This window comes from Janthinobacterium foliorum (assembly GCF_978021625.1).
On the sequence record NZ_CDXDQE010000004.1, the window covers coordinates 248276 to 273504 of the forward strand.

The following is a 25229-nucleotide window of genomic DNA, read 5'->3' on the forward strand; positions in this document are numbered from 1 at the left end:
ATTGCGGAGAAACGGCCATGTCCGACAAAAGCACCACCGATTGGACCCTGATACCGGCCAGTCGTGCCGAAATCGAGCAAGTGCGCGAGCGCTGCCGGCGCCTGGTGCAGCGGCGTGCCATGATGTCGGCCGGCGCCTCGGCCATCCCCATTCCCGGCATCGACCTGATGTCGGACGTGGGCCTGTTTTCCATGCTGATCAACGATATCAACCACGAATTCGGCCTGACGCCCGAACAGATCGAGCGTCTCAACCCGCAGTTCAAGCTGATGGCCTACCGGGCGGCGGTGGGCATGGGCGGCATGCTGGTGGGAAAGCTGGTGTCGCGCGAACTGATACTCCAGCTGCTCAAGCGCAGTGGCGTCAAGATCGCCACCAAGCAGGTGGCGCGCTTCGTGCCGTTTGCCGGCCAGGCGGTGGCGGCGGCGATCGGCTATGCCGTGTTCCGCCAGATCGGCAACCAGCATGTGAATGCCTGCGCCGCGGTGGCGCAGGAGTTGCTCACGGTGCGGCCGGATTAGCCTGGAGCGCCCGTCCCGGGCGTGGCCAGGAGGGGCGAAAGACATCAGGCGTCAGGCAAGACCACGTTGACGTCGAGTACTTCCAGGTTGCCCTGGCGGTCCAGCGAGATCTTGATATCGTCGGCATTGACCTTGGTGTATTTGGAAATGACGGCAATCAGTTCCTTGTGCAGGGCGGGCAGGAAGTCCGGACCATCGCGTCCGCTGCGTTCGCGGGCGATGATGATCTGCAGGCGTTCCTTGGCCGCGGTGGCCGTCTTCGGCTTGGGGGGGAACAGGAAAGAAAGCAAGGCCATATCACTTCGCCCCAAAAATGCGCTGGAGTAATCCAGGCTTTTCATAGTTGGTAAAGCGCAACTCGACATCTTCGCCGAGGAAACGCGAGACCACGTCTTCATAGGCTTGCGCCACGTCCGTGCCCTTGAAATGGATGGCCGGATTGCCCTGGTTCGAGGCGGCCAGCACTTGTTCCGATTCCGGGATGATGCCCACCAGCGGGATGCGCAGGATTTCCTGCACGTCCTGGTAGGACAGCATTTCATCCGATTCCACGCGTTTCGGCGAGTAACGGGTAATCAGCAGATGTTCCTTGACGGGCTCGCCGCCCGTCTGCGCGCGGCGCGACTTGGCTTGCAGGATGCCGAGGATGCGGTCCGAATCGCGCACCGACGACACTTCCGGGTTGGTGACGATGATGGCTTCGTCGGCAAACGTCAGCGCCATCAGCGCGCCATGCTCGATGCCGGCCGGCGAATCGCAGATGATGAACTCGAAACCCATGTTGATCAGGTCGTTCAACACGCGTTCCACGCCTTCTTCCGACAGGGCATCCTTGTCGCGCGTCTGCGAGGCGGGCAGGATGAACAGGTTGTCGCAGTGCTTGTCCTTGATCAAGGCCTGGTTCAAGGTTGCTTCCTTGTTGATCACATTGATCAGGTCGTAGACGACGCGGCGCTCGCAACCCATGATCAGGTCGAGGTTGCGCAGGCCCACGTCGAAGTCGAGCACGGCTGTCTTGTGGCCGCGCATGGCCAGGCCAGTGGAAAAACTGGCGCTAGAGGTCGTCTTGCCGACACCGCCCTTGCCGGACGTCACAACAATAATTCTTGCCACAAATAATCCTTTTCAGATATCTCTTGAATTGTGCAGCTTAAGAGCGGTTCACGGGAGTGACCGGATTGACAGAGTGTATATCGATTCTGTCTCCAGCCAAACGAATTTGCGCGGGGCCGCGCGCCATTTCCGGGGGGAAACCATCCTCGAACGTGCGGTACACGCCGGCGATCGAGACCAGTTCCGGTTCCATGGCCAGCGCGAAGATGCGCGCCTGGGCATTGCCCGAGGCGCCCGCCAGCGCGCGGCCGTACAGCGAGGAATACACGTGGATGCTGCCGTCGGCGATGATTTCGGCGCCATTGTTGACGACGGCCGTGATGATCAGGTCGCAGCCGCGCGCATAGATGCGCTGGCCGGCCCGCACGGGCGTGTCGACCACCATCACCTGCGCGTCGGCGCCGGCCAGGGCGGCGGCCGTCGGGCCATCCTTGGGCGGCGCATCGTCGCGCGTCTTGCCGCTGTCCAGGCTCAGGCCTTGCGCCAGGATGGCCTCGTGCATTTCGGCCGGCGCATTGCGCACGGCCACGGCATTCAAGCGGTATTTTTTCAGCAGCGCCACCAGGGCGGCCCAGTCGACGGGCGCGGCGCCGGATGGCAGGGCGGCCACGTCCAGCACGGCCAGGTCGTCCTCGAAAAAGTCCGCCACGCCTCCCGTCATGTCATGCAAGGCGGCATCGAGTGCCTGCGTATCGGCGCTATGCAGGATGGCGGAGACAGCGACGACGGTGGAAATCTTGATTTCGATAGGCTTCTGCGACGGGCTTTTGGACATAAACATTTATCAAGGTGAAACTGCGGCAGGCCGACTGTTCCGTACGGCAACAATAGGGAGCAGTAAATTTCTTGCATTCTACTGCAAAAAAATCGCCGTCAGGGGCCTGGCGTGCGCTATTCCGCAGGGCAACAAGCACTTCCCTTCAAAAAACCAGGGCGGCATAGCGGAAAACCGCCGCGCCGCCCTGAAAGCAGCCAAGAATGCGGCTTGAGCGCGCCTGATAAAAGCGGCCGCGCAGCGCGATTGCCTGCCGACGATGCCCACTGTACTTGCATACAGTGGCGCTGCCGGGCTCCGCCGCCGCCCGCCATGGGGACGCCAGGCGCGCGGTGGCCTTGTCTGCTGGCCTTGTCTTTTGACTACGCCGCGCGCATCTGCCGTGCCGCCGCCACCATATTGCGCAAGGCCGCCTCCGTTTCCGCCCAGCCCCGCGTCTTCAGGCCGCAGTCCGGGTTGACCCAAACATTGGCCGGCGGGATGACGGCGCCGGCCTTTTGCAGCAAGCGCACCATGTCGGCGGTCGCGGGGATGCGCGGCGAGTGGATGTCGTACACGCCGGGGCCGATCTCGTTCGGGTACCGGAATTGGCCAAAGCCCGCCAGCAGTTCCATGTCCGAGCGGCTCGTCTCGAGGGTGATCACGTCCGCATCCATGGCGGCGATCTGCGGCAGGATGTCGTTGAACTGCGCGTAGCACATGTGCGTGTGGATCTGCGTCGCGTCCTGCACCACCGAGGCGGCGATGCGGAAAGCGCGCGTGGCCCAGTCCAGATAGGCGTCCCGTCGGCCGCGGCGCAGCGGCAAGCCTTCGCGCAGGGCCGGTTCGTCGATCTGGATGATGCCGATGCCGGCCGTTTCCAGGTCGGCTACCTCGTCGCGGATGGCCAGGGCCAGCTGCAGCGCCGTGGTGGCACGGGGCTGGTCGTCGCGCACGAACGACCATTGCAATATCGTGACGGGGCCCGTCAGCATGCCTTTCACGGGTTTGCGCGTCAGGCTTTGCGCGTGCACCGTCCATTCGACCGTCATGGCGGCCGGGCGCTGCACGTCGCCGTAGAGGATGGGCGGCTTGACGCAGCGCGAGCCGTACGACTGCACCCAGCCCAGGCGGGTAAACACGAAGCCATCGAGCTGTTCGCCGAAATATTCCACCATGTCGTTGCGCTCCGCTTCGCCATGCACGAGCACGTCCAGGCCCAGGGCTTCCTGGCGGCCCACGGCGTGGGCGATCTCGGCGCGCATCTGCCGTGCGTAGTCGGCGGTGCTGAGTTCACCCCGCTTGTGGCTGGCGCGGGCGGCGCGGATGGCTGCCGTCTGCGGGAAGGAGCCGATGGTGGTCGTGGGGAAATCGGGCAGCTGCAGGCGCGCGCGCTGCGCCCCCTGGCGCTGGGGGAAACGGGACGCGCGGCGGTCGATGCCGTGCGCCAGGGCCTGCAGGCGCTGCGCCACGGGCGCCCGGTGCACGCGGGCGCTGGCGCGGCGGCTGGCGATGGCCAGGCGAGCAGCGGCCAGCGCGGCGATATCAGGCTGGCCTTGCAGCGCGCCCTTGAGCAGGGACAATTCCGTGAGTTTTTCCGTGGCGAACGCCAGCCAGGTCCGAATTTCCCCGTCGAGTTCCGTTTCCGCTGCCAGGCTGAACGGCACGTGCAGCAGCGAGCATGACGGTGCCAGCCACAGGTGGCCGTTGCGCCTGGCCGCCAGCGGCTGCAGCACGGCCAGGGCGGCGTCGAGGTCGGTGCGCCAGATATTGCGCCCGTCGACGATGCCGATCGACAGCACTTTGTGCGCGGGCAGCCAGTCCGTGACGCTGACCAGTTCCTGCGGCGCGCGGATGCCGTCCACGTGCAGGCCGGCCACGGGCAGGCGGCAAGCCAGGCTGAGGTTTTCTTCCAGCGGCGAAAAATACGTCGCCAGCAGGATATTCACGCCCACCTGGTTCAGCTGCCAGTAGGTGCTTTCAAAGGCGCTGCGCCACGCGTGGGGCAAGTCCAGGCCCAGGATGGGCTCGTCGACCTGCACCCAGGCTACGCCCTGCTGCTTGAGGCGGTCGAGCAGGGCGCCGTAGACCGGCAGCAATTGTTCCAGCAGGGCCAGGCGGTCGAAACCAGGCGTCTTTTCCTTGCCCAGCCACAGGAAGGTGAGGGGGCCGATGAGGGCCGCCTTGACCTGGTGGCCCAGCGCCTGCGCCTCGGCCACTTCATCGAACAGGCGCTCGCAAGCCAGCGAAAAGCGCGTCAGCGGTGAAAATTCGGGCACCAGATAATGGTAGTTCGTGTCAAACCACTTGGTCATTTCCAGCGCCGGACTGCCGCCGGCGTGCTGATGGTGCGCGTGGCCGCAGCCGGCGTGTTCGGCCTGGCAGGCGTCGCCGCGCGCCATGCTGAAGTAGCGCGACAGGGGCGATTGCTGCGCATCAAAGTGGAAACGGGCCGGCTCGCAGCCCAGCAGCTGGATATGGTTGGCCACCTGGTCATAGAAGGCGAAGTCGCCCACGGTGACGTGCTCCAGGCCGGCGTCGCGCTGCAGCGCCCAGTGGCGCGCGCGCAATTGTTGCCCCGTGGCTTCCAGTGCCGCCTCGGACAGCTCGCCGCGCCAGTGGCTTTCCAGCGCCGCTTTCAATTCGCGCGCGGCGCCGATGCGGGGAAAGCCAAGAATGTGGGTGTGCACGGTCATGATGTCATCGAGATTTAATGTGGATGCGCTAGAGTGTGCGGCAATCTGGTCTATAATCAAAACGAAACATTTTGCCGAATAACATGAAAATAATTCACGCATATCACTCATTTCCCCGATGCTAGAAATCCGCCACCTGCGCACCCTGAGTGCCCTGCGTTCGTCCGGCAGCCTGGTGCGCGCCGCGCAGCTGCTCAACCTGACCCAGTCGGCGCTGTCGCACCAGATCCGCCTGCTGGAAGAGCGCTACAACGCGCCCTTGTTCGAACGCAAGTCGATGCCGATCGCCTTCACGGCCACGGGCAGCCGCCTGCTGGAGCTGGCCGACAAGCTGCTGCCCGAGATCGAACTGGCCGAGCGCGACGTGGCGCGCCTGTCGCAGGGCGACAAGGGGCAGCTGCGCGTGGCGCTGGAATGCCATACCTGTTTCGACTGGCTGATGCCCGTCATGGATGCGTTCCGCCAGCGCTGGCCGGAAGTGGAGATCGATCTGGTCTCCGGCTTTCACAGCGAGCCGGCCGACTTGCTGCGTTCGGGCGAGGCGGACCTGGTGATCGGCTCGCCGTATGGCCCCGATTTCACCGTGTTTCCCCTGTTCCGCTTTGAAATGCTGGTGGTGATGGCGCAGAAGCACCGGCTGCAGGCGCAGCGCCGGCTCGCGGCGGCCGATTTTACGGGCGAAACCCTGATCACCTATCCCGTGCCGGAAGAGCGCATCGATTTGATCCGCGAAGTGCTGCGGCCGGCGGGCATCCAGTTTGAACGCCGCACGGCCGAATTGACGGTGGCCGTGCTGCAACTGGTGGCCAGCCGCCGCGGCATCGCCGCCTTGCCGAACTGGGCCATCAAGAATTATGTCGATTACGATTACGTGGTGGCGCGCCCCGTGGGCGAGCATGGCCTGTGGAGCGACCTGTATGTGTCCGTGCCGGACCCTCTGCAGGACAAGGCGTACGTGCGCGATTTCGTCAGCGTGATACGGGAACAGTGCGCAGCGTCGCTCGATGGTATCAAGTTGTTGTCTTGATCAACGTTGAATTGGAAACAAACCAACAGAAAACCTTGAGCTATATCAAGGTTCAGCAATGAACCACCGCTTACAGTTGAGCACTGTGCGGCGCAACATGGCACCGCCTTCACATTGGAGAGGAACACTATGTTTTCATTTTCCGAGCAATGGACACTGGCCGGCAAGGCCGTGGTGGAAGCGCAATTGATCAGCGCGCAGGCATATGCGCAGGCCGCCTTCGACAGCGGCGCCAGCGTGCTCGACCTGCAGCTCGATGCGGCCCGCACGGCGCTGGCCGCCGCTACGGTGGCGGGCAATCAGCTGCTGTCGGCGAAAGATCCGCAAGCGCTGCTGCAACTGTCGCGTGCGCAGTCGCAGCTAGCCATCGAGCGCATCGGTGCCTATGGTCGCCAGGCAAAGGATGTTGCTCAGGAAACGCAGGAGAAATTCGATACCGTGACAAAGGGTGAGTTTGCTGCATCGCGTCAAAAATTTGGCGAGCTGTTGCAGGTGGTAAAGCAAACCCCCGTGCCACTGATTATTCCCTTCAATAATTTTCTAAAAACCCCTTTCGGGGCTGCCGATGAAGGGTATGATAAAAATAAAAACACGCGTCCTGCAAGCCGGACGTAAGCGCGTCGCGGCCCGGGCAGCGGCTATCCGCCGCGCCAGGCCGCCCGATGCTACCGCAGGGCAGGCAGACATCGTTGCCGCCTGCGGTGCGGCGCTGGAACTGTGGCGCATGCCACGCTAGAATGAAACACAGCCTGCTGTGTCTTCGCGGATTCATTGGTTCTATTCGCTTGTATTAACACCTTGACCTTGGCCCTCGTGGCCTGCATATCGGAGAAATAAATGGATGATGTCGTAATCGTGGCCGCCGGCCGTACCGCAGTCGGCAAATTCGGTGGCAGTCTGGCCAAGATTCCTGCGTCCGAACTGGGCGCACATGTAATCAAGGGCTTGCTGGCACAGACCGGCATCGACCCGAACCTGATCGGCGAAGCGATCCTGGGCCAGGTACTGACGGCCGCCGTCGGCCAGAACGCCGCGCGCCAGGCCGTCATCAAGGCCGGCCTGCCGAGCAGCATTCCCGCATTCACCATCAATAAAGTCTGCGGCAGCGGCCTGAAGGCCACGCACCTGGCGGCGCAGGCGATCAAGTGCGGCGACGCCAACATCATCATCGCCGGCGGCCAGGAAAACATGAGCGCCTCGCCGCACGCCATGAACGGTTCGCGCGACGGTTTCCGCATGGGCGACTTCAAGATGATCGACACCATGATCGTCGACGGCCTGTGGGACGTGTACAACCAGTACCACATGGGCATCACGGCGGAAAACGTCGCCAAGAAATACGAAGTGACGCGCGCCGAACAGGACGAATTCGCCCTGCAGTCGCAGCTGAAGGCGGAAGCGGCGCACAAGGCGGGCAAGTTCAAGGATGAAATCCTGCCGCTGGAAATCACCAGCAAGAAAGGCACGGTCGTCTTCGACAGCGATGAATACATCAAGCCCGGCTCGACCCTGGAATCGCTGGCAGGCCTGCGCCCCGCGTTCGCCAAGGATGGCACCGTCACGGCCGGCAATGCCTCCGGCCTGAACGACGGCGCCGCCGCCGTCATCATGATGTCCGCCTCGCAAGCGAAGGAACTGGGCCTGAAACCGCTGGCACGCATCAAGGCCTATGCCTCGTCGGGCCTGGACCCGGCCGTCATGGGCATGGGCCCCGTCTCCGCATCGCGCCTGTGCCTGAAAAAGGCCGGCTGGACGCATGAAGAGCTGGACCTGATGGAAATCAACGAAGCGTTTGCCGCGCAAGCGATTGCCGTCAACAAGGAAATGGGCTGGGATACCAGCAAGATCAACGTGAACGGCGGCGCCATCGCCATCGGCCACCCGATCGGCGCCTCGGGCGCGCGCATCCTGGTCACCCTGATCCACGAAATGATACGCCGCGACGCCAAGAAAGGCCTGGCCGCACTGTGCATCGGCGGCGGCATGGGCGTGGCTCTGGCCATCGAGCGCGACTAAGTAGCTGGCACCGCACCCAAGCTACTGCGCGGCGCGCTTTGCGGCCTGCGATGCTCACCGTGCTCCAGCACGGTTGCGCTTCTTGGCCACAAATCATCGCCGCTCGCTACGCTTGAGTGCGATGCAGTACGCCGCCGTCACGCGGCGGTTTTGGATTGCTTTCACTAAATTATTAACTTTTTGGCAATAGAACGACACTGAGGGGATGAAAATGGCAAGAGTTGCATTGGTAACTGGTGGCATGGGTGGTCTGGGCGAAGCGGTGTGTTTCAAGCTGGCGGCGTTGGGCTATCGCGTGGTGACCACATATTCCCCGGGCAATCCGAAGGTCGCGGAATGGCTGGCGACGACGAAGGACATGGGCTACGACTTCAAGGCGTATCCGTGCGACGTGGCCGACTACGATTCGGCGGCTGCCTGCGTGGCGGCCGTGGAAGCGGAAATCGGTCCTGTCGACGTGCTGGTGAATAACGCCGGCATCACGCGCGACATGACGTTCAAGAAGATGGACAAGCCGAACTGGGACGCCGTGATGGGCACCAACCTCGATTCCGTTTTCAACATGACCAAGCCTGTCTGCGACGGCATGGTGGAACGCGGCTGGGGCCGCATCATCAATATCTCGTCCGTGAACGGCCAGAAGGGCGCTTTCGGCCAGACCAACTATTCGGCGGCGAAGGCGGGCATGCACGGCTTCACCAAGTCGCTGGCGCTGGAAGTGGCACGCAAGAACGTCACCGTCAACACCATCTCGCCCGGCTACATCGGCACCAAGATGGTCATGGCGATTCCGCAGGAAGTGCTCGACAGCAAAATCATCCCGCAAATTCCGATGGCGCGCCTGGGCAAGCCGGAAGAAGTGGCCGGCCTGGTAGCTTACCTGGCCTCCGATGAAGCGGCCTTCGTCACCGGTGCCAACATCTCGATCAACGGCGGCCAGCACATGTCGTAAGTGCTGTTGAGGCGTTCTTGAGATCACACAAAAAGACAGCTGCGGCTGTCTTTTTTTATGCCGGCGAACAAAACGGGAAAAGCCCGCGCCATGCCTTAGAATCGGCGTTTTCCCTATGCGCCTGCTCCATGACTCTTGTTCCCGCCTTGCGCCGCGCCAGCGTGGCCGTCGTTCTTTTCCTGGGCGCCTTTGCCGCACAGGCCGGCGTCGCCTTCCACGTCACGGTCACGACCGAGCGCATCAGCAAGCCGGACCTGAACACCGGCGTGGCCGCGCGCGAAAGCGGCGACAGCGATGTCGTGCTGGGCCCGCATTTCATCAGCATCCGCGACGGCACGATGCTGTCCGTGCTGGACTTTGCCGCCCGCCGGCGCCACGTCATCGATACGGCGGCAGCCGTGTACGACAGTTATTCGCTGTTTGATGGCGTGGGCTTGCGCACCGCCGAGCTGCGCCACCGGCAGGTGATGGCCGGGGCGTTGAAGGCGGGCGGCCTGGACCCGCATGCGACGCCGCTTGTGTACGAGGAGCAGGCTTTGTCGCTGCTGGCCAGCAAGCGGCGCGGCCCCTTGCTGCCGAACGTGCACGATGGCGCCGTGCTGTGGTCGCTGGACCGGCAACCGTTGCTCAAGCTCTCCATTGGCGGCAGCCCGGCCAGCGACGCCGAGGCGCGCGCGTTTGCCCAGTGGCTGCGCTACGCCTGGGGCGCGCATCCGCTGGTGCTGGACCTGCTGGCCGGCGGCAAGCGCATTCCCGCCGACTTCACCCTGCATTACCAGGAGGCGGGCGGCACGGTGACGCGGCAGTTTCATATCAGCCGGCTGGCGCTGGATGCGCCCGCTACGTATGCGCCCGCTACGTATGCGCTGGGCGCCTACCGGCCACGGCCGTTGTCGGCCGGTGCGACGCCCCTGGAACGCGTGCTGGCGCAGGCGGCGCTGTTGCCGCCGCCGAGTCCCCAGGCGCACCCTTCGCTGCGCGCCGAGGCGGAGCGCCTGTTTGCTGCAAACCAACCCTTCGAGGCGTTCCTGACGATGCTGGAAGACCATTTTTCCACGGGGGCGCTGGTGGAGAATCTGTCACTCCAGCAGCAGATGGCCATGCAGCAATGTCAGCCCATCCACGACCTGACGCGGGGACTGCTGGCCAAGGACCAGGAAGGCATCGCGGCCGCGCTGGTGACGGTGCAGGAATTACGGCAGCAAGCGGGGCTGGCGCAGCCTGTACTGGCCTTGTTCGAAGGGAATCTGCGCGCCAAGCTGGGACAGTGGCCCGCCGCCACGGCGCTGTATCTGCAAGTGCTGCAGGCCAAGCCGCAGATGGCGGCCGTGTACCAGGACCTGGGTGACGCGCTATACGCGCAATTCGATGGCCCGCATGCCTGGCGCAGCTGGGATGCGGGCCGGGCCATGGCGCCAAGCCTGCGGCAATTTCGCAAGGTCAATGAGCTGGAGCGCAGCTTGCTGGCCGATTACCCGGCCTTCTTTACGGATGTGCTGGCCGGTCAGCCCAGCACCAGCCGTCCCGCCAGCAGGACGAAGACGGTGGGCAGCACGAACTTGCCGTAAGGCGAAGGCTTGCCGCGCAGGCGGCGCGCCAGGCGCGCGGCGGCGATGGCGTACACGGCGTCGAACAGCAGGCCCACCAGCACCAGGGCGGCGCCCAGGCGCAGGTATTGCATGCCGACACTTTCCGTGCCGACAACAAATTGCGGCAGGAACATGCTGCAAAACAGCAGTGCCTTCGGATTGAGCAGATTCGTCAGGAAGCCTCGCACCAGGCTGGCGCGCGCGCTGTGCGCCGTGGCCGGCGCCTGCGCCTCGGCTACGGCGTGTTTCGACAGCGCCGACTGCAGCAGCCGCGCTGCCAGGTACAGCAGATAGGCGGCACCCGCCCATTTGACCCAGCGCAAGGCTTCCGGGTGCGTCACCATCAGCGCGGCCAGGCCGGCACCGGACAGGGCCACATGCACGGCGCGCGCGCCGGCGATGCCCAGCGCCGTCACCAGCGCCGTGGCGACGCCGCGCGCGGCACCCGTTGCCAACACCAGGGCCATGTCGGGGCCGGGCAATAAAAAGGCGCCAGCCAGTGCCAGCAAGTACATCAGGAAGGTAGAATCGGACATGCGCCAGTCGCCAAAGAAAGCGGGAGCAACCGCACTGTGCAGCGTGCTCGCCGAACCCCATTATCTTCTTGCCCAGATGAAATGTGCTTGCTTTTTCTGCCTGTCATGCCCTAGTATTCGGGTAGATTCCACTCGTATAAGAATAAAAAATAGATGAAACTTCCAGAAGTTAGCCTCGACGCCACCGATTTGCAGATTCTCCGGCTGTTGCAGGATGAAGGACGGCTGTCCAATGCGCGCCTGGCCGAGCGCTTGAAGCTCAGCGAAACTCCCGTCTGGCGCCGTCTGCGCCGCCTGGAGGAGGAGGGTTTTATTACCGGCTACCAGGCTTTGCTCAATCGCAAGAAGCTGGGCATCGGCCTCGTCGCCTTCGTGCGCGTCGTGTTTGCCAATCACGGCAACGAGCAGCCATCGCAGTTCGAGCAGGCGATCGCCACGATTCCCGAAATTCTGTCGTGCCACAACGTGGCGGGCGAAGCCGACTATTTCCTGCAAGTGGTGGCGCGCGACCTGGAGGCGTATGGCGAATTCGTCTCGACGGTCCTGCGCCGCCTGCCTGGCGTGGCGGAAATCCAGTCCAGCCTGTCGATGCGCGAAATCAAGTCGTCGAACCGCCTGCCCTTGCTGCTGGCCTGAGGCATCGGGGCCGCACTATAATTGACACAATTGCCTGGCACGCGGTGCCCGGCCCCCTGACTGTTGACAACGCCTGACAAAACCGACGCGCAGCAGGTTTTGACCGGCGTACTTAGAGGACCGCCATGCCCGATACCCTGTCGCCCCTGTTTCCCGCCCTGTCGCCGAACCGGCACGGCATGCTGGCGGTCGATGAGCTGCACACCATTTACTGGGAAGAATGCGGCAATCCCGACGGCATCCCCGTGCTGTTCCTGCATGGCGGCCCCGGCGCGGGCCTGTCGCCGCAGCACCGGCGCTTTTTCGACCCGCAGCGCTACCGCGTGATCCTGTTCGACCAGCGCGGCGCCGGCAAGTCCACGCCGCTGGGGGAATGGCGCCAAAACACGACGCAGCTGCTGATCGCCGATATCGAGCAATTGCGGGCCCAGTTCGGCATCGCCCAATGGCTGGTGTTTGGCGGCTCGTGGGGCTCGACCCTGGCGCTGGCGTATGGCCAGGCCCATCCCGAGGCTTGCCTGGGCTTCGTGCTGCGCGGCATTTTCCTGTGCACGCAGGCGGAAATCGACTGGTTCATCGAGGGCGTGCGCTGGTTCTATCCTGAGTTGTACGAGGAATTCGCCGCGCCGATTCCGCCGGAGGAGCGGGGCGACTTGCTGGCCGCCTATGTAAAACGCATCCTCAGCAGCGATCCCGCTGTGTACTGGCCGGCGGCGCGCGCCTGGAGCCGCTTCGAGGGCCGCCGCGTGTACCTGATGCCGCAGCCGGAAGATGCGCCGAACGACGCGCTGGACCTGGGCGTGGGCCGGCTCGAATCGCACTACATGGCCAACCTGGGCTTCATGGATGAAGACCAGCTGATCCGCGACATGGGGCGCATCGCGCATTTGCCGGCCGTCATCGTGCAAGGCCGCTATGACGCCATCTGCCCGCCGCTGTCGGCCTATCGCCTGCAGCAAGCCTGGCCGGGCGCGCAGCTGGAAATGATTCCCGACGCGGGCCATGGCGCGCTGGAGCACGGCATCGCCTCGGCGCTGGTGCGCGCCACCGAGCGCTTCGTGCCGGGGCGCGGCTTCGCATGACGGTGAAACCTGCCTGGCCGCAAAGTGGCCAGCCGGCAGGCGCCACCTGCTACACTATGGCCTGTGCTGGCGCCACGGTCGGGCGCCGGTGTGAACCCACGACTTTTTATCCATGAACATACAGATCGGCGACATCGGCCATATCATCCAGCTGGCGATCGCGCCGGTTTTCCTGTTGACGGGTATCGGTACCATGCTGGTGGTGCTGACCAACCGCCTGGGCCGCATCATCGACCGCACGCGCGTGCTGGAAGACCGGCTCGACATCGGCTACAACGATTTCTATATGGATGAGCTAGATACCCTGTATCGGCGTACCCATCTGATCAATTATTCGATTTCGCTCAGCACGGCATGCGGTTTCTTCGTCTGCGTCATCATCGCCATGCTGTTTTTGGGCGATATTTTGAACCTGACCCTGGACAAATACATCGCCGCCTTCTTTGTGCTGGCCGTGCTGTGCCTGATCGGTTGTTTTATTTATTTATTGCGCGAAATTTACCTGGCCGCGACGGCCCAGCGCATCCGGCGCCATATCCGCCCGCCACGCTAGGCGGCAGTTGCGCCGTTTTACCCCACTATTGAAGAACGAGTCCCGCATGCACGATTACCAACGCCCCCCCACCCTGCACCGCTACGGCCAGCGCAGCGAACTCGAACTGGCGCTGAGCCTGGGCCAGTTCCGCCTGACGCCAGCGGGCAATTGCCTGACCCTCAGCTTTTCCCAGGTGTGGGACAAGAAACTGTTTGACCTGTTCGCCCCGGCCGACGCCTGCCTGATCATTCACAATACGGAAGAATTCGGCGAGCGTCTGCACCGCGCCGTGCAGCGCACCTTGCCCAGCTGGGCCGGCATCGACGGCCTTGTGGAGTATGGCCAGCGCGCCGCCCTGGGCGCCGCCTTCACCAAGACGCGCGCCGAGGCTGCGGAGCAGGAATGGCTGTTCGCCTGGCGCTCGATGCAGCCGCAGGCGAGCCTCAATCCCGTCACCGTGAAATTGGGCAACCTGGAAAACTTCGCCGAGATCCGCGACCGCGATACCTATCTGGCGTAATTCAGCTGGATTTGTCCGTGTACTGGCTGTCGATGCGGGCCAGCACGGCCGCCATCATGCGCTCGATATCGCCGCGTATCATGGTCGTGCCCAGCATGCCGGGCACGTAAAAGCCCGGCATCAGCCGGCTGGAAAAGACGATGCGCGTGCCGCCCGTCTCGGGCACGGGGTACAGGTTCCAGCGTGATTCATAATGGCGCATGTCGCCGGAAATGAGGGCGATGTCGATCGCCGTCGGCGGCGATTCCAGGGCCCGCACCACCAGGTGGATCGGGTGGTTCATGAACAGGAAGCGCGCCATGCCCTGCTGTTCGATGATGACTTCATTGCCGTTGCGCGACAACACGCGGCAGGAACTGAGGTCGGGCACGAATTCACTCATGCGCTCGTAAGTGGTCAGGGTCTTCCACACGGACGCGGGCGGCGCCAGCACGCTGCCGCTGGCATCGACTTCATACATGCGCTGGCCATCGACTTCGATGCGCTTGACATCCACCTTCAGCTTGTCCAGGCGGATCGCCTGTGCCTGTGGCTGCGCCGAGGCGGCCACCGGGATGGCGACGGCGCACAGCATCAGCAGGCAGAGAAAGAGTCGCGTCATGCCACCTAGCCTACGGGAAAGTTGCGCCCGGCACAAGCTGCGCGCGCCAGCAGTCCCGCGCAAGGGCCGAATTAGAACTCCCGGTCTAGAGAAAGTCGCTGCGGCGGCCGGCAATGCTTGTTACCGTACGGCCTGCATACCATCTTCTATCGGACCGACCATGACTGCCTATCCCCACTTGCTGGCCCCGCTCGACCTGGGCTTTACCACTTTGCGCAACAGAGTCATCATGGGGTCCATGCATACGGGGCTGGAAGACCGTTTTTATCATTATGGCAAGCTTGCCGCGTTCTACCGCGAGCGGGCGCGGGGCGGCGTGGGACTGATCGTCACGGGCGGCATCTCGCCGAACCGCCAGGGCTGGCTGCTGCCCTTCGGCGGCACCTTGAACTTCCTCGGCGACGTGCCGAACCACCGCAAGGTGACGCGCGCCGTGCACGAGGAAGGCGGCAAGATCGTCATGCAGATCCTGCACGCGGGCCGCTATGGGTATCAGCCTTTCGTCGTCTCGGCGTCGGCGAAGAAATCGCCGATTTCGCCATTCCGTCCCCGTCCCCTGAGCGAGCGGGGCATCGAGCGCACCATCTGCGACTACGTGCGCTGCGCGCGCCTGGCGCAAAAAGCGGGCTATGACGGCATCGAAGTGATGGGCAGCGAAGGATACTTGTTGAACCAGTTCCTGTGCGCGCGCACCAACCTGCGCCAGGACCGCTGGGGCGGCAGCATCGCAAACCGCATGCGCCTGCCGGTGGAGATCGTGCGCCGCATCCGCGCCGCCGTCGGTCCGAACTTCATCATCATGTACCGCCATTCCCTGCTCGACCTGGTCGAAGGCGGCAATACCTGGGATGACGTGGTGACGGTGGCCAAGGCGCTGGAGCAGGCGGGCGTGACGATCCTGAACACGGGCTTCGGCTGGCACGAGGCGCGCGTGCCCACCATCGTCACTTCCGTGCCGCGCGCCGCCTTTGCCTCCGTGGCGGGCCGGCTGCGCCGCGAAGTAGGCATACCCGTGGTGGCCTCGAACCGCATCAACATGCCGCAGGAAGCCAACGCCATCCTGGAACAGGGCGACTGCGACCTGGTGTCGATGGCGCGGCCCTTCCTGGCCGACCCGTTCTTTGTCGCCAAGGCCGCCTCCGGGCGCACGGATGAAATCAACACCTGTATCGGCTGCAACCAGGCTTGCCTGGACCACACGTTCGCCAACAAGCGCGCCAGCTGCCTGGTCAACCCGCGCGCCTGCCACGAAACGGAACTCGTGTACGCGAAAAAAGCCGTGCCGCGCCGGGTGGCCGTCGTCGGCGCCGGGCCGGCCGGGCTGTCCGCCGCCTGCGTGGCGGCCGAATGCGGGCACCACGTGACCCTGTTCGACAGCAGTGACAGCGTGGGCGGCCAGTTCAAGGTGGCCATGCAGATACCGGGCAAGGAAGAGTTCACGGAAACCATCCGCTACTTTGCGCGCCGGCTGGCGCTGCTGGACGTCAAGCTTCGCCTGGGGCAGCGCGTGACGCGCGAGCAATTGCTGGCCGGCGGCTATGACGACGTCATCGTCGCCACGGGCATCAAGGTGCGCCTGCCGGCCATCCCCGGCATCGACCATCCGACAGTGCTGTCCTACCTGGACGTGCTGCAGGAGAAGAAACCCGTGGGCGCGCGCGTGGCCATCATCGGCGCGGGCGGCATCGGCTTCGACGTGGGGGAATACCTGCTGCACGACCCGGCGCATCCGTTGCCGCAACCCGTGGCCACGTGGGCGGGCGAGTGGGGCGTGGACTTGAACGCGGCCACGGGCGGCGGCCTGGTGCCGCCCGTGGTGCCACATCCCGTGCGGCAGATCTTCCTGCTGCAGCGCAAGACCTCGAAGGTGGGCGCTGGCCTGGGCAAGACCTCGGGCTGGGTGCACCGCGCGGCGTTGGCGCGCAACGGCGTGGCCATGCTGGCTGGCGTGACGTACGACAAGATCGACGGACAGGGCTTGCACATCACGGTGGGCGGCGAGCAGCGCCTGCTGGCCGTGGACAACGTCGTCATCTGCGCGGGACAGGACAGCCTGACGGAACTGATGCCGGACCTGGGCAAGGATGGCAAGCCGTTGCTGCCGGGTGGCCCGCGCTTCCATAAAATCGGCGGCGCCGCCCTGGCGGCGGAACTCGACGCCAAGCGGGCGATACGGGAAGGGGCGGAGCTGGCCGCCAGTTTGTAAATTGAGGGCTGGGGTCAGACCCGACGGGGGATGCGCCCCAGTGAGGCACATCCCGATCCCGCAGGGACCGACCCCGGCATTTGCATGGGCTAGAGGTTCGGCATCAAGGAACCTTAATGGCCATGCCCCTTCTTGGCCGCATCAAAGCTCTGCAGCACATGCTCGGCCATGCCATTGGCCAGCTCGTGTTCGCCAATAAAGACCTTGCCCGCGTTTTCCGCGCGCAGCAATTCCGCTTCTTCCTCGCTGTGCGTGCGCACCACCGTCATGATGTTCGGATTCAGCGCGCGCGCCGTCTCGATCATGGCGCGCACGTGGAAGGTATCGGGCGTGGCGATGACGAGCATGGTGGCATGCGTGATGTGCGCCTGGATCAGCACGGCCGGTTCGCCCGCGTTGCCGGCCACGGCGGGAATGCCCTGCTTGCGCAGCTGGTCGACGATTTCGCGGTTTTCCTCGGCCACGACGAAGTGGATGCCCCGTTCCATCAGCGCGGCGGCGATGCGCCGGCCCACGCGGCCATAGCCCACCAGCACGATCTGGCCCGAGAGTTTTTCCTGCGGCACCGTCATCGGCAGTTCGGCCAACGGGTCGGTGGTGCGTTCGAACTTGCGGGCGAAATCGCTGTTGCCGATCACGCGCAGCAGCGGCTTGGCCATGCTGAAGACGACGGGGTTCAGGGCGATGGAGAGGATGGCGCCGGCCAGGATCAGGCTCTGGCCTTCCTGCGGCATCAGGCCCAGCGACAGGCCCAGGGCGGCCAGAATAAACGAGAATTCACCGATCTGCGCCAGGCTGGCCGAGACGATGATGGCCGTCTTGGGCGGGTAGCGCAGGGCCATCACCAGCAAAAAGGCGGCGATCGACTTGCCGAAGATAATGATGGCGCACACGGCCAGCACTTGCAGGGGCTTCTCGATGAGGATATTCGGCTCGAACAGCATGCCGACGGAAACAAAGAACAGCACGGCGAAGGCGTCGCGCAGGGGCAGCGACTCTTCCGCGGCCCGGTGGCTCAGTTCGGATTCGCGCAGCACCATGCCGGCGAAGAAGGCGCCCAGCGCGAAGGACACGCCGAACAGCTTGGTTGACGCGTAGGCGATGCCGACGGCGGCGGCGATCACGCACAGGGTGAACAGTTCGCGCGACCCGGTGCGCGCCACTTGCCACAGGATCCACGGGAACAGCTTGCGGCCCACGACCAGCATGAAGACGATGAAGCCGGCCACTTGTCCCAGAGTAATGGCCAGGGTATGCCACAGGCTGACTTCTTCGCCGCCCGCGGCGACCTTGCCGCCCAGCGCGCCGGCAAACGCCGGCAACAGCACGAGCACCAGCACGGTGACGAGGTCTTCCACCACCAGCCAGCCGACGGCGATGCGCCCGTTGAGCGAGTCGAGGATGCCCCGTTCTTCCAGCGCGCGCAGCAGCACCACGGTGCTGGCCACGGACAGGGCCAGGCCGAAGATCAGCCCGCCACCGAGGCTCCAGCCCCACCAATGGGCCAGGCCCATGCCCATCGCCGTGGCGACGGCGATCTGCAAGATGGCACCAGGCAGCGCGATCTTGCGGACATCCCATAAATCCTCGATGGAAAAGTGCAGACCGACGCCGAACATCATCAGCATCACCCCGATTTCCGCCAATTGCCCGGCTATTTCCGCATCCGCTACAAAACCGGGCGTGGCCGGTCCGATGATGATGCCGGCAGCCAGATAGCCGACCAATGCCGGCAATTTCAGGCGCGCGGCGATAAAGCCGAAGATGAGGCCGAACCCGAGGGCGGCGGCGATGGTGGTGATCAGACTGATGTCATGGGGCATGCGGGGTGGGTTCCTTATGGCGGCGTGCGGATGGAAGAGATGTTGCTCAGGGGCTAAGTATAAACGCAACAAAGCTGCGGCTGGAATTTTCCTGCCGCTTTTTTTGTAAAAAACTTGCACACCATCTTCGTGCAGGTGGCCGTGAACTGAGGCCAATCCACCATGAACAGCGCCTAATTCAAGGAATCAGGCGCTGCTACGCCGTGGCGTTCAGACCTTGCGCACGATCACGCAGCCGATGGAATAGCCGGCGCCGAACGAGCAGATGACGCCGGTGCTGCCCGCCGCCATGTCATCCTGATATTTGTGAAAGGCAATGATGGAACCGGCCGACGAGGTGTTGGCATAGGTATCGAGGATCACCGGCGCTTCGTTCGCTTCCGCATCGCGGCCCAGGATCAGGCGCGCGATCAGCAGGTTCATGTTCAGGTTGGCCTGGTGCAGCCAGTAGCGGCTCACTTGCGCCACTTCCACGCCGGCCTTGGCCAGGGTTGCCTTGATCATCTCGGCGGCCATCGGGCACACTTCCTTGAAGACCTTGCGGCCTTGCTGGCGGAACAGTTTGTCGGCCTTGCCGACGCCGGATTCGTCAAAACGGTTGAGGAAGCCGAAATTGTTGCGGATGGCGTTAGAGAAGCGCGTTTTGAGTTCTGTGCCGATGATCTCGAATTGGTGCTGGGACACGGCCGTGTCTTTCGCTTCGACGATGATGGCCGTGCAGGCGTCGCCAAAGATGAAGTGGCTGTCGCGGTCGCGCCAGTTCAGGTGGCCGCTGGTGATCTCGGGATTCAATACCAGCACGGCGCGCGCCTGGCCGCTTTGCACGGCGGCCACGGCTTGCTGGATGCCGAAGGTGGCCGACGAGCACGCCACGTTCATGTCGAAACCATAGCCGTCGATGCCCAGCGCGTCTTGCACTTCCACGGCCATGGCCGGGTAGGCGCGCTGCATGTTGCTGCAGGCCACCAGCACCATGTCGATATCGGCCGGCGTGCGGCCGGCGCGGGCCAGCGCATCGCGGGCGGCGGCCACGGCCATTTCCGCCTGCAGCGACAATTCATCATCGCCGCGCTCGGGAATGCGCGACACCATGCGCGCCGGATCGAGGATGCCGTCCTTTTCCATCACGAAACGCGACTTGATGCCGGAGGCCTTTTCAATGAAGGCCACGCTCGACAGTTCCAGTGCCGTCACGTCGCCGGCGGCAATCGCGTCGGCGTGATCGGCGTTGAACTTTTCCGCGTAGGCATTGAAGCAGGTGACCAGTTCTTCGTTGGAGATCGAAAATGGCGGCGTATACAGTCCGGTACCGCTGATGACGACTTGTTTCATGGTTAAACTTTCAAATTTGGCAATCGACATGGCGCCGATAAGTGAAGCAAATTTTACACAAACGGGCTCGACTGTAGAGAGTTTCGTGTTGCGGGGAAGGCGATGTGTTGCGGAAGATTGATTTTTGTCGCGTGGACGGTTGCCGGGCGGATGGCGTGTGACGGGGCAGACGGGGACGCCGGGTGACGGCGCAGGCATGCGCGCCAGTGGCGGCGTCTGCCGATCCCCCAGGACTGCCTGACGGCCTACTTTTTCTGTTCTTTCTTGACGTCGGCCTGCACCACCACGGGTTCCGCCTTGGCCAGTTGCACGGGCAAGCCCTTCAGGTGGTTCAGCGCCTGGTGCAGCTGGAAATCGTCCTTGCTGCCGAATTCCAGCGGCTTGCGGGTTTTTTCCAGGGCGATGATGCGCAGCTGCTCTTCCATCTCGTCATTGACGGGCGCGGCGGCCTTGGCGCTGTCCGGGTCGCGGTCGTTGCTCAGGTGCTTGGTCAGGTCCGCTTCGCGGATGCGCAAGCCGTTCAAGCCGTCGCCGTCCGCATTTTCATCGACCAGCAGGTCCGGCACGATGCCCTTGGCCTGGATCGAGCGGCCATTCGGCGTGTAGTAGCGCGCCGTCGTCAGCTTGACGGCCGTGTCGGCCGTCAGCTGGCGGATGGTTTGCACGGAACCCTTGCCGAAGGTTTGCGTGCCGATGATGGTGGCGCGCTTGTAGTCCTGCAGCGCGCCGGCGACGATTTCCGAGGCCGAGGCCGAGCCTGTATTGACGAGCACCACGAGCGGCACGTTCTTGATGGCGGCCGGCAATTTCGCCAGCGCGTCGCCTTCCGAGCGGAAGGTATAGTATTCGGCGCGGCCGTAAAACACCTGTTTCGAGTCCGGCAGCTGGCCATTCGTCGAGACGATGGCCGAGTCTTTCGGCAGGAACGCGGCCGAGACGCCGATGGCGCCTTGCAGCACGCCGCCCGGATCGTTGCGCAGGTCCAGCACCATGCCCTTGATATGCGGGTCCTGCTGGTACAGCGCCTTGATTTGCGCGGCCATGTCGTCGACGGTCGGTTCCTGGAATTGCGACACGCGCAGCCAGGCATAGCCGGGCTCGACCATTTTCGACTTCACGCTCTTTTGATGGATCTCTTCGCGCGTGATGACGAACGACAATGGTTGCGGTTCATCCTTGCGGGCGATGGTCAGCGACACCTTGGTGCCCGGTTCGCCGCGCATGCGCTTGACGTTGTCGTCGAGATTGACGCCCTTGACGGGCTGGCCGTCGAGGCGGGTAATCAGGTCACCGGCCTTGATGCCGGCGCGGTAGGCGGGCGAATCCTCGATGGGCGAAACAATCTTGATGTAGCCGTCTTCGCTGAGGCCGATTTCGATGCCCAGGCCGACGAATTTGCCCTCGGACCCTTCGCGCAGCTCGGCGTAGGCCTTCTTGTCCAGGTAGGCGGAGTGGGGGTCGAGCGAGGCCACCATGCCGGCAATGGCGTCTTCCAGCAGTTTCTTGTCTTGCACCGGCTCGACGTAATCGGACTTGATCAGGCCAAACACATCGGCCAGCTGGCGCAGCTCTTCCAGCGGAAGGGGCGGCTCGACGGTTTTTTGCGCCATCGCCGAAAACTGCAGGGACACGGCGACGCCGGCCACCACGCCCAGGCCGATCAAGCCGGTATTTTTGAGTTTGCCCATCATTGCACCTTTACAGCGGTAGTGTCTTGCACAAGCGCCAGTCCCCGTGGAGCGGCGCTTGGTTGAAAGTATAGACCTGAATCTCTGCCGGCGTGGGCCGGGCGTGGAAAAAGCGTGCCTTGGCACAGTCTAGGGGGTAAATGGCGGCGGCCAGCTTGCCAAGTGTTGCGGCTTTGTATGCGATGTATAGTTAGTCTTGAGGGGAGTAAGCATTTGTAAGAGTCGAAAAAAAGCGTGAGCGGCGGCCCTATAGTGGATTCGCATTCTCGACCCGAAGTGGTTTTGCCTGCGTCTTCGGACGCAGGCTTTTTTTTATCCGGAGCCCCCCATGACATCGCTGACCTTTCCCCCCGCCTTGCGCCGCCTCGGCCTGGCTTTCCTGCTGGGTACTACCGTATTGACAGCCTCGGCCGTGCCGATCGCCGACATGCGGCTGGAAGACTTGCTGCCGATGGCGCCCGATTTCAAGACGGAATTGAAACTCAACGCGAATCAGACCATCCTGTGGCAGCAGGTGGAAGGGAAAACGCGCCAGCTTTTGCGCGAGCGCAAGGCGCGCCGCGAACGCCTGCAAGCGGCGGTGACGCAGGGCTTGCAAGCGCCGCGGCTGGAATTGCGCGACCTGGTGGGCGGGCTGGACACTGAAAGCAGCGTGAGCGTGGCGGAAGAAAAGCAGGTGCGCGAATGGTGGCTCAGCGTCAACGACGCCCTCGACGAGCAGCAGCGCCAGATGGTGGCCCAGTTCATCGCCGGCCAGATGGCGCGCGTGATGGATGCGGCGGCGCCGCACGGCGAGTCGCGCGGCGCGCCGCCGGGCGAACATGGCGGACGCAAGGGCGGTGGCAAGGCCGGCATGGGCATGAACGTGGGCAGCGGCGGCGCCAGCATGAATCTGCCTGGTAACTGATTGACTGGCAACCGATTTACCGGCAACTGAGTGCATGACACTGCATTCCAGGCAATGCAGTGCCATGACCATGGGACGCGACGGCGCTGATGCCGGCCGAAATTGCCAATTTCGCCACGACTTTTGTTGCTTAATTGTCGGGCAAATGTATCGTAAAGTAAAAAATGGCGCGCCGCCGTGGCGTCCCGCCTATTGTCGCCCGCGACGTTGAGGGCCCCAGCCGGCCCGCCTTGCGCGCATGCACGGCCGCCCTTGCTGGCGCGCCACGCGGAGACATGGCGTGCCTTGGGGGCCGCCACAGGGGGGAGTACTGTTTGGCACATTCCCTGGTCGACCAAGTGTGCATGCGGGCTGCCCGGCCCGTTTGCCCCGCCAGCGCCGGGGGCAGGGATGGTCAAGCCTTATGTTGCCGTGCTACATTCCTGAAGCGCCTGGCGCGGCGGGCTCTTCGTAGGAGACAGTCCGCCAGAGGCTACCCGCCCGATCTTTTTGACATGCCCCATAAGGACACTCGTGAACCGATATCTCTTAAGCAGTCTGACCCTGTCCCTGTTGGCTGCGTTTGCTAACGCCGCCGAGCCCGCATCCGCCGTTGCCGCGCCGACCGTCGCACCGAGCGCCGCGCCTGCCGCCGCTGGCGTCGTCTCCGGCATCGACGTGCAATACATCGACCCTGCCGTGCGCGTGCAAGACGATTTCTTTACCCATTTGAACGGCAAGTGGCTGGCCACGACCGAGATCCCGGCCGATAAATCGAGCTGGGGTTCGTTCGCCAAGCTGCGCGATGACACCACGCCACAGTTGCGCGGCATTATCGAAGCCACGCAACAGGACAAGCACAAGAAAGCCGGTTCCGAAGCGCAAAAGATTGGCGACTTGTACGCCAGCTACATGGATGAAGCCAAGCTGGAGTCGCTGGGCGTGAAACCGCTGGCCGGCGAACTGAACCGCATCCGCTCGCTGCGCGACAAGAAGGGCGTGCCCGCCCTGATCGCCCACCTGAGCCAGACGGGCGTGTCCACGCCGTACGCCGTGTATGTGGGGCAAGATGCGCGCGCCTCGACCAAATATGCCGCCTACGTGAGTCAAAGCGGCCTGGGCATGCCCGACCGCGACTACTACCTGGAAGCCAAGCAGGCTGGAGTAAAAGAAAAATACCAGGCGCACGTGGAAAAAATGCTGGGCATGGCGGGCGACAAGAACGCTGCCGCCCACGCCAAGGCCGTGGTGGCCCTGGAAACGGCGCTGGCCGAAGTGCAATGGACCAAGGTCGAGAACCGCGACCCGGTAAAACGCTACAACAAGACCGACATCACCAAGCTGAACGACCTGACCCCGGGCTATGACCTGAAGTCGGGCCTGGCCGCTCTGGGCATCGCCAACAAGGTCGATTACGTCATCGTCAATCAGCCGAGCTATCTGGCTGGCTACAACAAGGTACTGGCGGCAACCGATCTGGACACGCTGAAAGCGTATTTTGAATGGCAGTTGCTGCGCAGCTATGCCAGCTATCTGTCGAAGAACTTTGTCGATGAAAGCTTTGCCTTCTACGGCACCGTGCTGAGCGGCGTGACGCAGAATCAGCCGCGCTGGAAGCGTGGCGTGGGCGCCGTCGACGGCGTGCTGGGCGAAGCGGTGGGCAAATTGTACGTGGCGCAATATTTCCCGGCAGAGCGCAAGGCGCACATGCAGGAACTGGTGAAGAACGTGCTGGCCGCCTACAAGGAAAGCATCGATACCCTGGACTGGATGAGCCCGGAAACCAAGAAGGAAGCGCAAGCCAAGCTGGCCAAGTTCACGCCGAAGATCGCCTATCCGAACGTGTGGCGCGATTATTCGAAGCTGCAGATCGTCCAGGGTGACCTGGTAGGCAACATGATGCGCGCCGCCAATTTCGGCTCCGCGCGCCAGGTAGCCAAGCTGGGCAAGCCGATCGACCGCGAGGAGTGGGGCATGACGCCGCAAACGGTGAACGCCTATTACAGCTCGACGATGAATGAGATCGTCTTCCCGGCCTCGATCCTGCAGCCGCCATTCTTCGACGCCAATGCGGACGATGCCGTCAACTATGGCGCCATCGGCGCCGTCATCGGCCATGAAATCAGCCACGGCTTCGACGACAAGGGCAGCCAGTCCGATGGCGACGGCAACTTGCGCGACTGGTGGACGCCGGCCGACCGCAAGAATTTCGCCGCCAAGGCCGACGCGCTGACCAAGCAATACGATGGCTACAGCCCATTGCCGGGCTATAACGTCAATGGCGCGTTGACCCTGGGCGAAAACATTGCCGACAACTCGGGCGTGGCGATCGCCTACAAGGCGTACAAGATTTCGCTGGGCGGCAAGCCGGCGCCCGTGCTGGACGGCTTGACGGGCGACCAGCGTTTCTACATGGGCTTTGGCCAGGTGTGGCGCAGCAAGATGCGCGAAGCGCAGCAAATCGTGCAGATCAAGACTGACCCCCATTCGCCGGGCCAGTACCGCGCCAATGGCACCATGGTCAACCAGCCTGGCTTCTATGAGGCATTTGGCGTGAAACCGGGCGACAAGATGTATGTTGCCCCGGAAAACCGCGTCATCATCTGGTAAGCGCGTGCGCGTGGTGTTGAAAAACGTACGACTGTAGCAACAAAAAAGACCACCTTGCGTGGTCTTTTTTACATTCCGGCAAAAGTTTTTTCTGTCGTTTCGGCCG

General features: G+C 63.5%; 22 protein-coding genes. 13 read left to right on the top strand and 9 right to left on the bottom strand.

All coding sequences use genetic code 11. The features are described from left to right. The first annotated feature begins 17 nt into the window (after positions 1–17). On the top strand, positions 18–521 hold the full coding sequence (locus ACZ92H_RS11400) for a hypothetical protein (RefSeq protein WP_131374689.1): 504 nt from the start codon (positions 18–20) through the stop codon (positions 519–521). A 44-nt stretch (positions 522–565) separates the two neighbouring features. Here ACZ92H_RS11400 and minE read toward each other — a convergent pair whose 3' ends face one another. The 4 genes from minE to metE all read right to left on the bottom strand — a co-directional run bounded on the left by minE (position 566) and on the right by metE (position 5084). Further along, complete coding sequence (minE, locus tag ACZ92H_RS11405) at positions 566–817, bottom strand: cell division topological specificity factor MinE (protein ID WP_034752886.1); 252 nt, start codon at positions 815–817, stop codon at positions 566–568. Between the two features lies 1 nt (position 818). After that, the gene (gene minD / locus ACZ92H_RS11410; protein ID WP_071325832.1) at positions 819–1634 is read right to left on the bottom strand and encodes a septum site-determining protein MinD; all 816 of its coding nucleotides are present in this window, start codon (positions 1632–1634) and stop codon (positions 819–821) included. A gap of 37 nt (positions 1635–1671) precedes the next feature. Continuing rightward, entirely contained in the window at positions 1672–2409 is a 738-nt protein-coding gene (minC, locus tag ACZ92H_RS11415) for a septum site-determining protein MinC (RefSeq protein WP_465049403.1), read from the bottom strand. A gap of 362 nt (positions 2410–2771) precedes the next feature. Then, positions 2772–5084: a 5-methyltetrahydropteroyltriglutamate--homocysteine S-methyltransferase gene (gene metE / locus ACZ92H_RS11420; protein ID WP_465049404.1), complete on the bottom strand. Its 2313-nt coding sequence runs from the start codon at positions 5082–5084 to the stop codon at positions 2772–2774. A gap of 118 nt (positions 5085–5202) precedes the next feature. On the opposite strand from metE, the gene ACZ92H_RS11425 reads away from it, so the two are divergent. From ACZ92H_RS11425 to ACZ92H_RS11445, 5 genes are all read left to right on the top strand, one after another. Further along, on the top strand, positions 5203–6111 hold the full coding sequence (locus tag ACZ92H_RS11425) for a LysR family transcriptional regulator (protein WP_465049405.1): 909 nt from the start codon (positions 5203–5205) through the stop codon (positions 6109–6111). Positions 6112–6240: 129 nt separating this feature from the next. Further along, complete coding sequence (locus ACZ92H_RS11430; protein WP_131374681.1) at positions 6241–6726, top strand: phasin family protein; 486 nt, start codon at positions 6241–6243, stop codon at positions 6724–6726. Between the two features lie 222 nt (positions 6727–6948). Continuing rightward, positions 6949–8127 carry an acetyl-CoA C-acetyltransferase gene (locus ACZ92H_RS11435; RefSeq protein ID WP_131374678.1) on the top strand — a complete coding sequence of 393 codons (1179 nt, stop codon included), beginning with the start codon at positions 6949–6951 and terminating at the stop codon, positions 8125–8127. A gap of 211 nt (positions 8128–8338) precedes the next feature. Continuing rightward, complete coding sequence (gene phbB / locus ACZ92H_RS11440; RefSeq protein WP_035823615.1) at positions 8339–9079, top strand: acetoacetyl-CoA reductase; 741 nt, start codon at positions 8339–8341, stop codon at positions 9077–9079. A 128-nt stretch (positions 9080–9207) separates the two neighbouring features. After that, entirely contained in the window at positions 9208–10647 is a 1440-nt protein-coding gene (locus ACZ92H_RS11445; RefSeq protein ID WP_465049406.1) for a tetratricopeptide repeat protein, read from the top strand. Here ACZ92H_RS11445 and ACZ92H_RS11450 read toward each other — a convergent pair. After that, complete coding sequence (locus ACZ92H_RS11450; protein WP_465049407.1) at positions 10584–11204, bottom strand: LysE family translocator; 621 nt, start codon at positions 11202–11204, stop codon at positions 10584–10586. The genes ACZ92H_RS11445 and ACZ92H_RS11450 overlap by 64 nt on opposite strands. Before the next feature lie 153 nt (positions 11205–11357). Here ACZ92H_RS11450 and ACZ92H_RS11455 point away from each other — a divergent pair, with 153 nt between their 5' ends. The 4 genes from ACZ92H_RS11455 (at position 11358) to ACZ92H_RS11470 (ending at position 13977) form a co-directional block, all read left to right on the top strand. Further along, positions 11358–11840 (top strand): Lrp/AsnC family transcriptional regulator, encoded by a 483-nt coding sequence (locus ACZ92H_RS11455; protein WP_465049408.1) that lies wholly within the window; start codon positions 11358–11360, stop codon positions 11838–11840. A 125-nt stretch (positions 11841–11965) separates the two neighbouring features. Then, positions 11966–12922, top strand: coding sequence for a prolyl aminopeptidase (pip, locus tag ACZ92H_RS11460; RefSeq protein ID WP_131374672.1), 957 nt, complete (start codon positions 11966–11968; stop codon positions 12920–12922). Positions 12923–13034: 112 nt separating this feature from the next. After that, on the top strand, positions 13035–13475 hold the full coding sequence (locus ACZ92H_RS11465) for a DUF2721 domain-containing protein (RefSeq protein ID WP_092713338.1): 441 nt from the start codon (positions 13035–13037) through the stop codon (positions 13473–13475). 46 nt (positions 13476–13521) lie between these two features. Continuing rightward, entirely contained in the window at positions 13522–13977 is a 456-nt protein-coding gene (locus ACZ92H_RS11470; RefSeq protein ID WP_131374670.1) for a hypothetical protein, read from the top strand. A gap of 1 nt (position 13978) precedes the next feature. On the opposite strand, the gene ACZ92H_RS11475 is transcribed toward ACZ92H_RS11470, so the two are convergent. Continuing rightward, positions 13979–14578: an SRPBCC family protein gene (locus ACZ92H_RS11475; RefSeq protein ID WP_465049409.1), complete on the bottom strand. Its 600-nt coding sequence runs from the start codon at positions 14576–14578 to the stop codon at positions 13979–13981. Between the two features lie 160 nt (positions 14579–14738). Here ACZ92H_RS11475 and ACZ92H_RS11480 point away from each other — a divergent pair, with 160 nt between their 5' ends. Further along, complete coding sequence (locus tag ACZ92H_RS11480; RefSeq protein ID WP_465049410.1) at positions 14739–16784, top strand: oxidoreductase; 2046 nt, start codon at positions 14739–14741, stop codon at positions 16782–16784. A 113-nt stretch (positions 16785–16897) separates the two neighbouring features. Here the strand turns inward: ACZ92H_RS11480 and ACZ92H_RS11485 are convergent, their stop codons facing one another. From ACZ92H_RS11485 to ACZ92H_RS11495, 3 genes are all read right to left on the bottom strand, one after another. Next, the gene (locus ACZ92H_RS11485) at positions 16898–18607 is read right to left on the bottom strand and encodes a cation:proton antiporter domain-containing protein (RefSeq protein ID WP_465049411.1); all 1710 of its coding nucleotides are present in this window, start codon (positions 18605–18607) and stop codon (positions 16898–16900) included. A gap of 210 nt (positions 18608–18817) precedes the next feature. Continuing rightward, a complete protein-coding gene (locus ACZ92H_RS11490) occupies positions 18818–19939 on the bottom strand; it encodes a beta-ketoacyl-ACP synthase III (protein ID WP_465049412.1) in 1122 nt (373 codons plus the stop codon). Between the two features lie 245 nt (positions 19940–20184). Further along, positions 20185–21630 (bottom strand): S41 family peptidase, encoded by a 1446-nt coding sequence (locus ACZ92H_RS11495; protein WP_465049413.1) that lies wholly within the window; start codon positions 21628–21630, stop codon positions 20185–20187. A 325-nt stretch (positions 21631–21955) separates the two neighbouring features. Between ACZ92H_RS11495 and ACZ92H_RS11500 the strand changes: the two genes are divergently transcribed. Both ACZ92H_RS11500 and ACZ92H_RS11505 read left to right on the top strand, forming a co-directional pair. Next, complete coding sequence (locus ACZ92H_RS11500; RefSeq protein WP_465049414.1) at positions 21956–22534, top strand: hypothetical protein; 579 nt, start codon at positions 21956–21958, stop codon at positions 22532–22534. A 513-nt stretch (positions 22535–23047) separates the two neighbouring features. Beyond that, positions 23048–25123, top strand: a complete 2076-nt coding sequence (locus ACZ92H_RS11505) for a M13 family metallopeptidase (RefSeq protein ID WP_131374658.1) — start codon at positions 23048–23050, stop codon at positions 25121–25123. Positions 25124–25229 lie beyond the last annotated feature (106 nt).

Coding starts and splice junctions, on each gene's coding strand:
- ACZ92H_RS11400 (WP_131374689.1), top strand. CDS start 18: ATGTCCGACAAAAGCACCACCGATTGGACCCTGATACCGGCCAGTCGT.
- minE (WP_034752886.1), bottom strand. CDS start 817: ATGGCCTTGCTTTCTTTCCTGTTCCCCCCCAAGCCGAAGACGGCCACC.
- minC (WP_465049403.1), bottom strand. CDS start 2,409: ATGTCCAAAAGCCCGTCGCAGAAGCCTATCGAAATCAAGATTTCCACC.
- metE (WP_465049404.1), bottom strand. CDS start 5,084: ATGACCGTGCACACCCACATTCTTGGCTTTCCCCGCATCGGCGCCGCG.
- ACZ92H_RS11425 (WP_465049405.1), top strand. CDS start 5,203: ATGCTAGAAATCCGCCACCTGCGCACCCTGAGTGCCCTGCGTTCGTCC.
- ACZ92H_RS11430 (WP_131374681.1), top strand. CDS start 6,241: ATGTTTTCATTTTCCGAGCAATGGACACTGGCCGGCAAGGCCGTGGTG.
- ACZ92H_RS11435 (WP_131374678.1), top strand. CDS start 6,949: ATGGATGATGTCGTAATCGTGGCCGCCGGCCGTACCGCAGTCGGCAAA.
- phbB (WP_035823615.1), top strand. CDS start 8,339: ATGGCAAGAGTTGCATTGGTAACTGGTGGCATGGGTGGTCTGGGCGAA.
- ACZ92H_RS11445 (WP_465049406.1), top strand. CDS start 9,208: ATGACTCTTGTTCCCGCCTTGCGCCGCGCCAGCGTGGCCGTCGTTCTT.
- ACZ92H_RS11450 (WP_465049407.1), bottom strand. CDS start 11,204: ATGTCCGATTCTACCTTCCTGATGTACTTGCTGGCACTGGCTGGCGCC.
- ACZ92H_RS11455 (WP_465049408.1), top strand. CDS start 11,358: ATGAAACTTCCAGAAGTTAGCCTCGACGCCACCGATTTGCAGATTCTC.
- pip (WP_131374672.1), top strand. CDS start 11,966: ATGCCCGATACCCTGTCGCCCCTGTTTCCCGCCCTGTCGCCGAACCGG.
- ACZ92H_RS11465 (WP_092713338.1), top strand. CDS start 13,035: ATGAACATACAGATCGGCGACATCGGCCATATCATCCAGCTGGCGATC.
- ACZ92H_RS11470 (WP_131374670.1), top strand. CDS start 13,522: ATGCACGATTACCAACGCCCCCCCACCCTGCACCGCTACGGCCAGCGC.
- ACZ92H_RS11475 (WP_465049409.1), bottom strand. CDS start 14,578: ATGACGCGACTCTTTCTCTGCCTGCTGATGCTGTGCGCCGTCGCCATC.
- ACZ92H_RS11480 (WP_465049410.1), top strand. CDS start 14,739: ATGACTGCCTATCCCCACTTGCTGGCCCCGCTCGACCTGGGCTTTACC.
- ACZ92H_RS11485 (WP_465049411.1), bottom strand. CDS start 18,607: ATGCCCCATGACATCAGTCTGATCACCACCATCGCCGCCGCCCTCGGG.
- ACZ92H_RS11490 (WP_465049412.1), bottom strand. CDS start 19,939: ATGAAACAAGTCGTCATCAGCGGTACCGGACTGTATACGCCGCCATTT.
- ACZ92H_RS11495 (WP_465049413.1), bottom strand. CDS start 21,630: ATGATGGGCAAACTCAAAAATACCGGCTTGATCGGCCTGGGCGTGGTG.
- ACZ92H_RS11500 (WP_465049414.1), top strand. CDS start 21,956: ATGACATCGCTGACCTTTCCCCCCGCCTTGCGCCGCCTCGGCCTGGCT.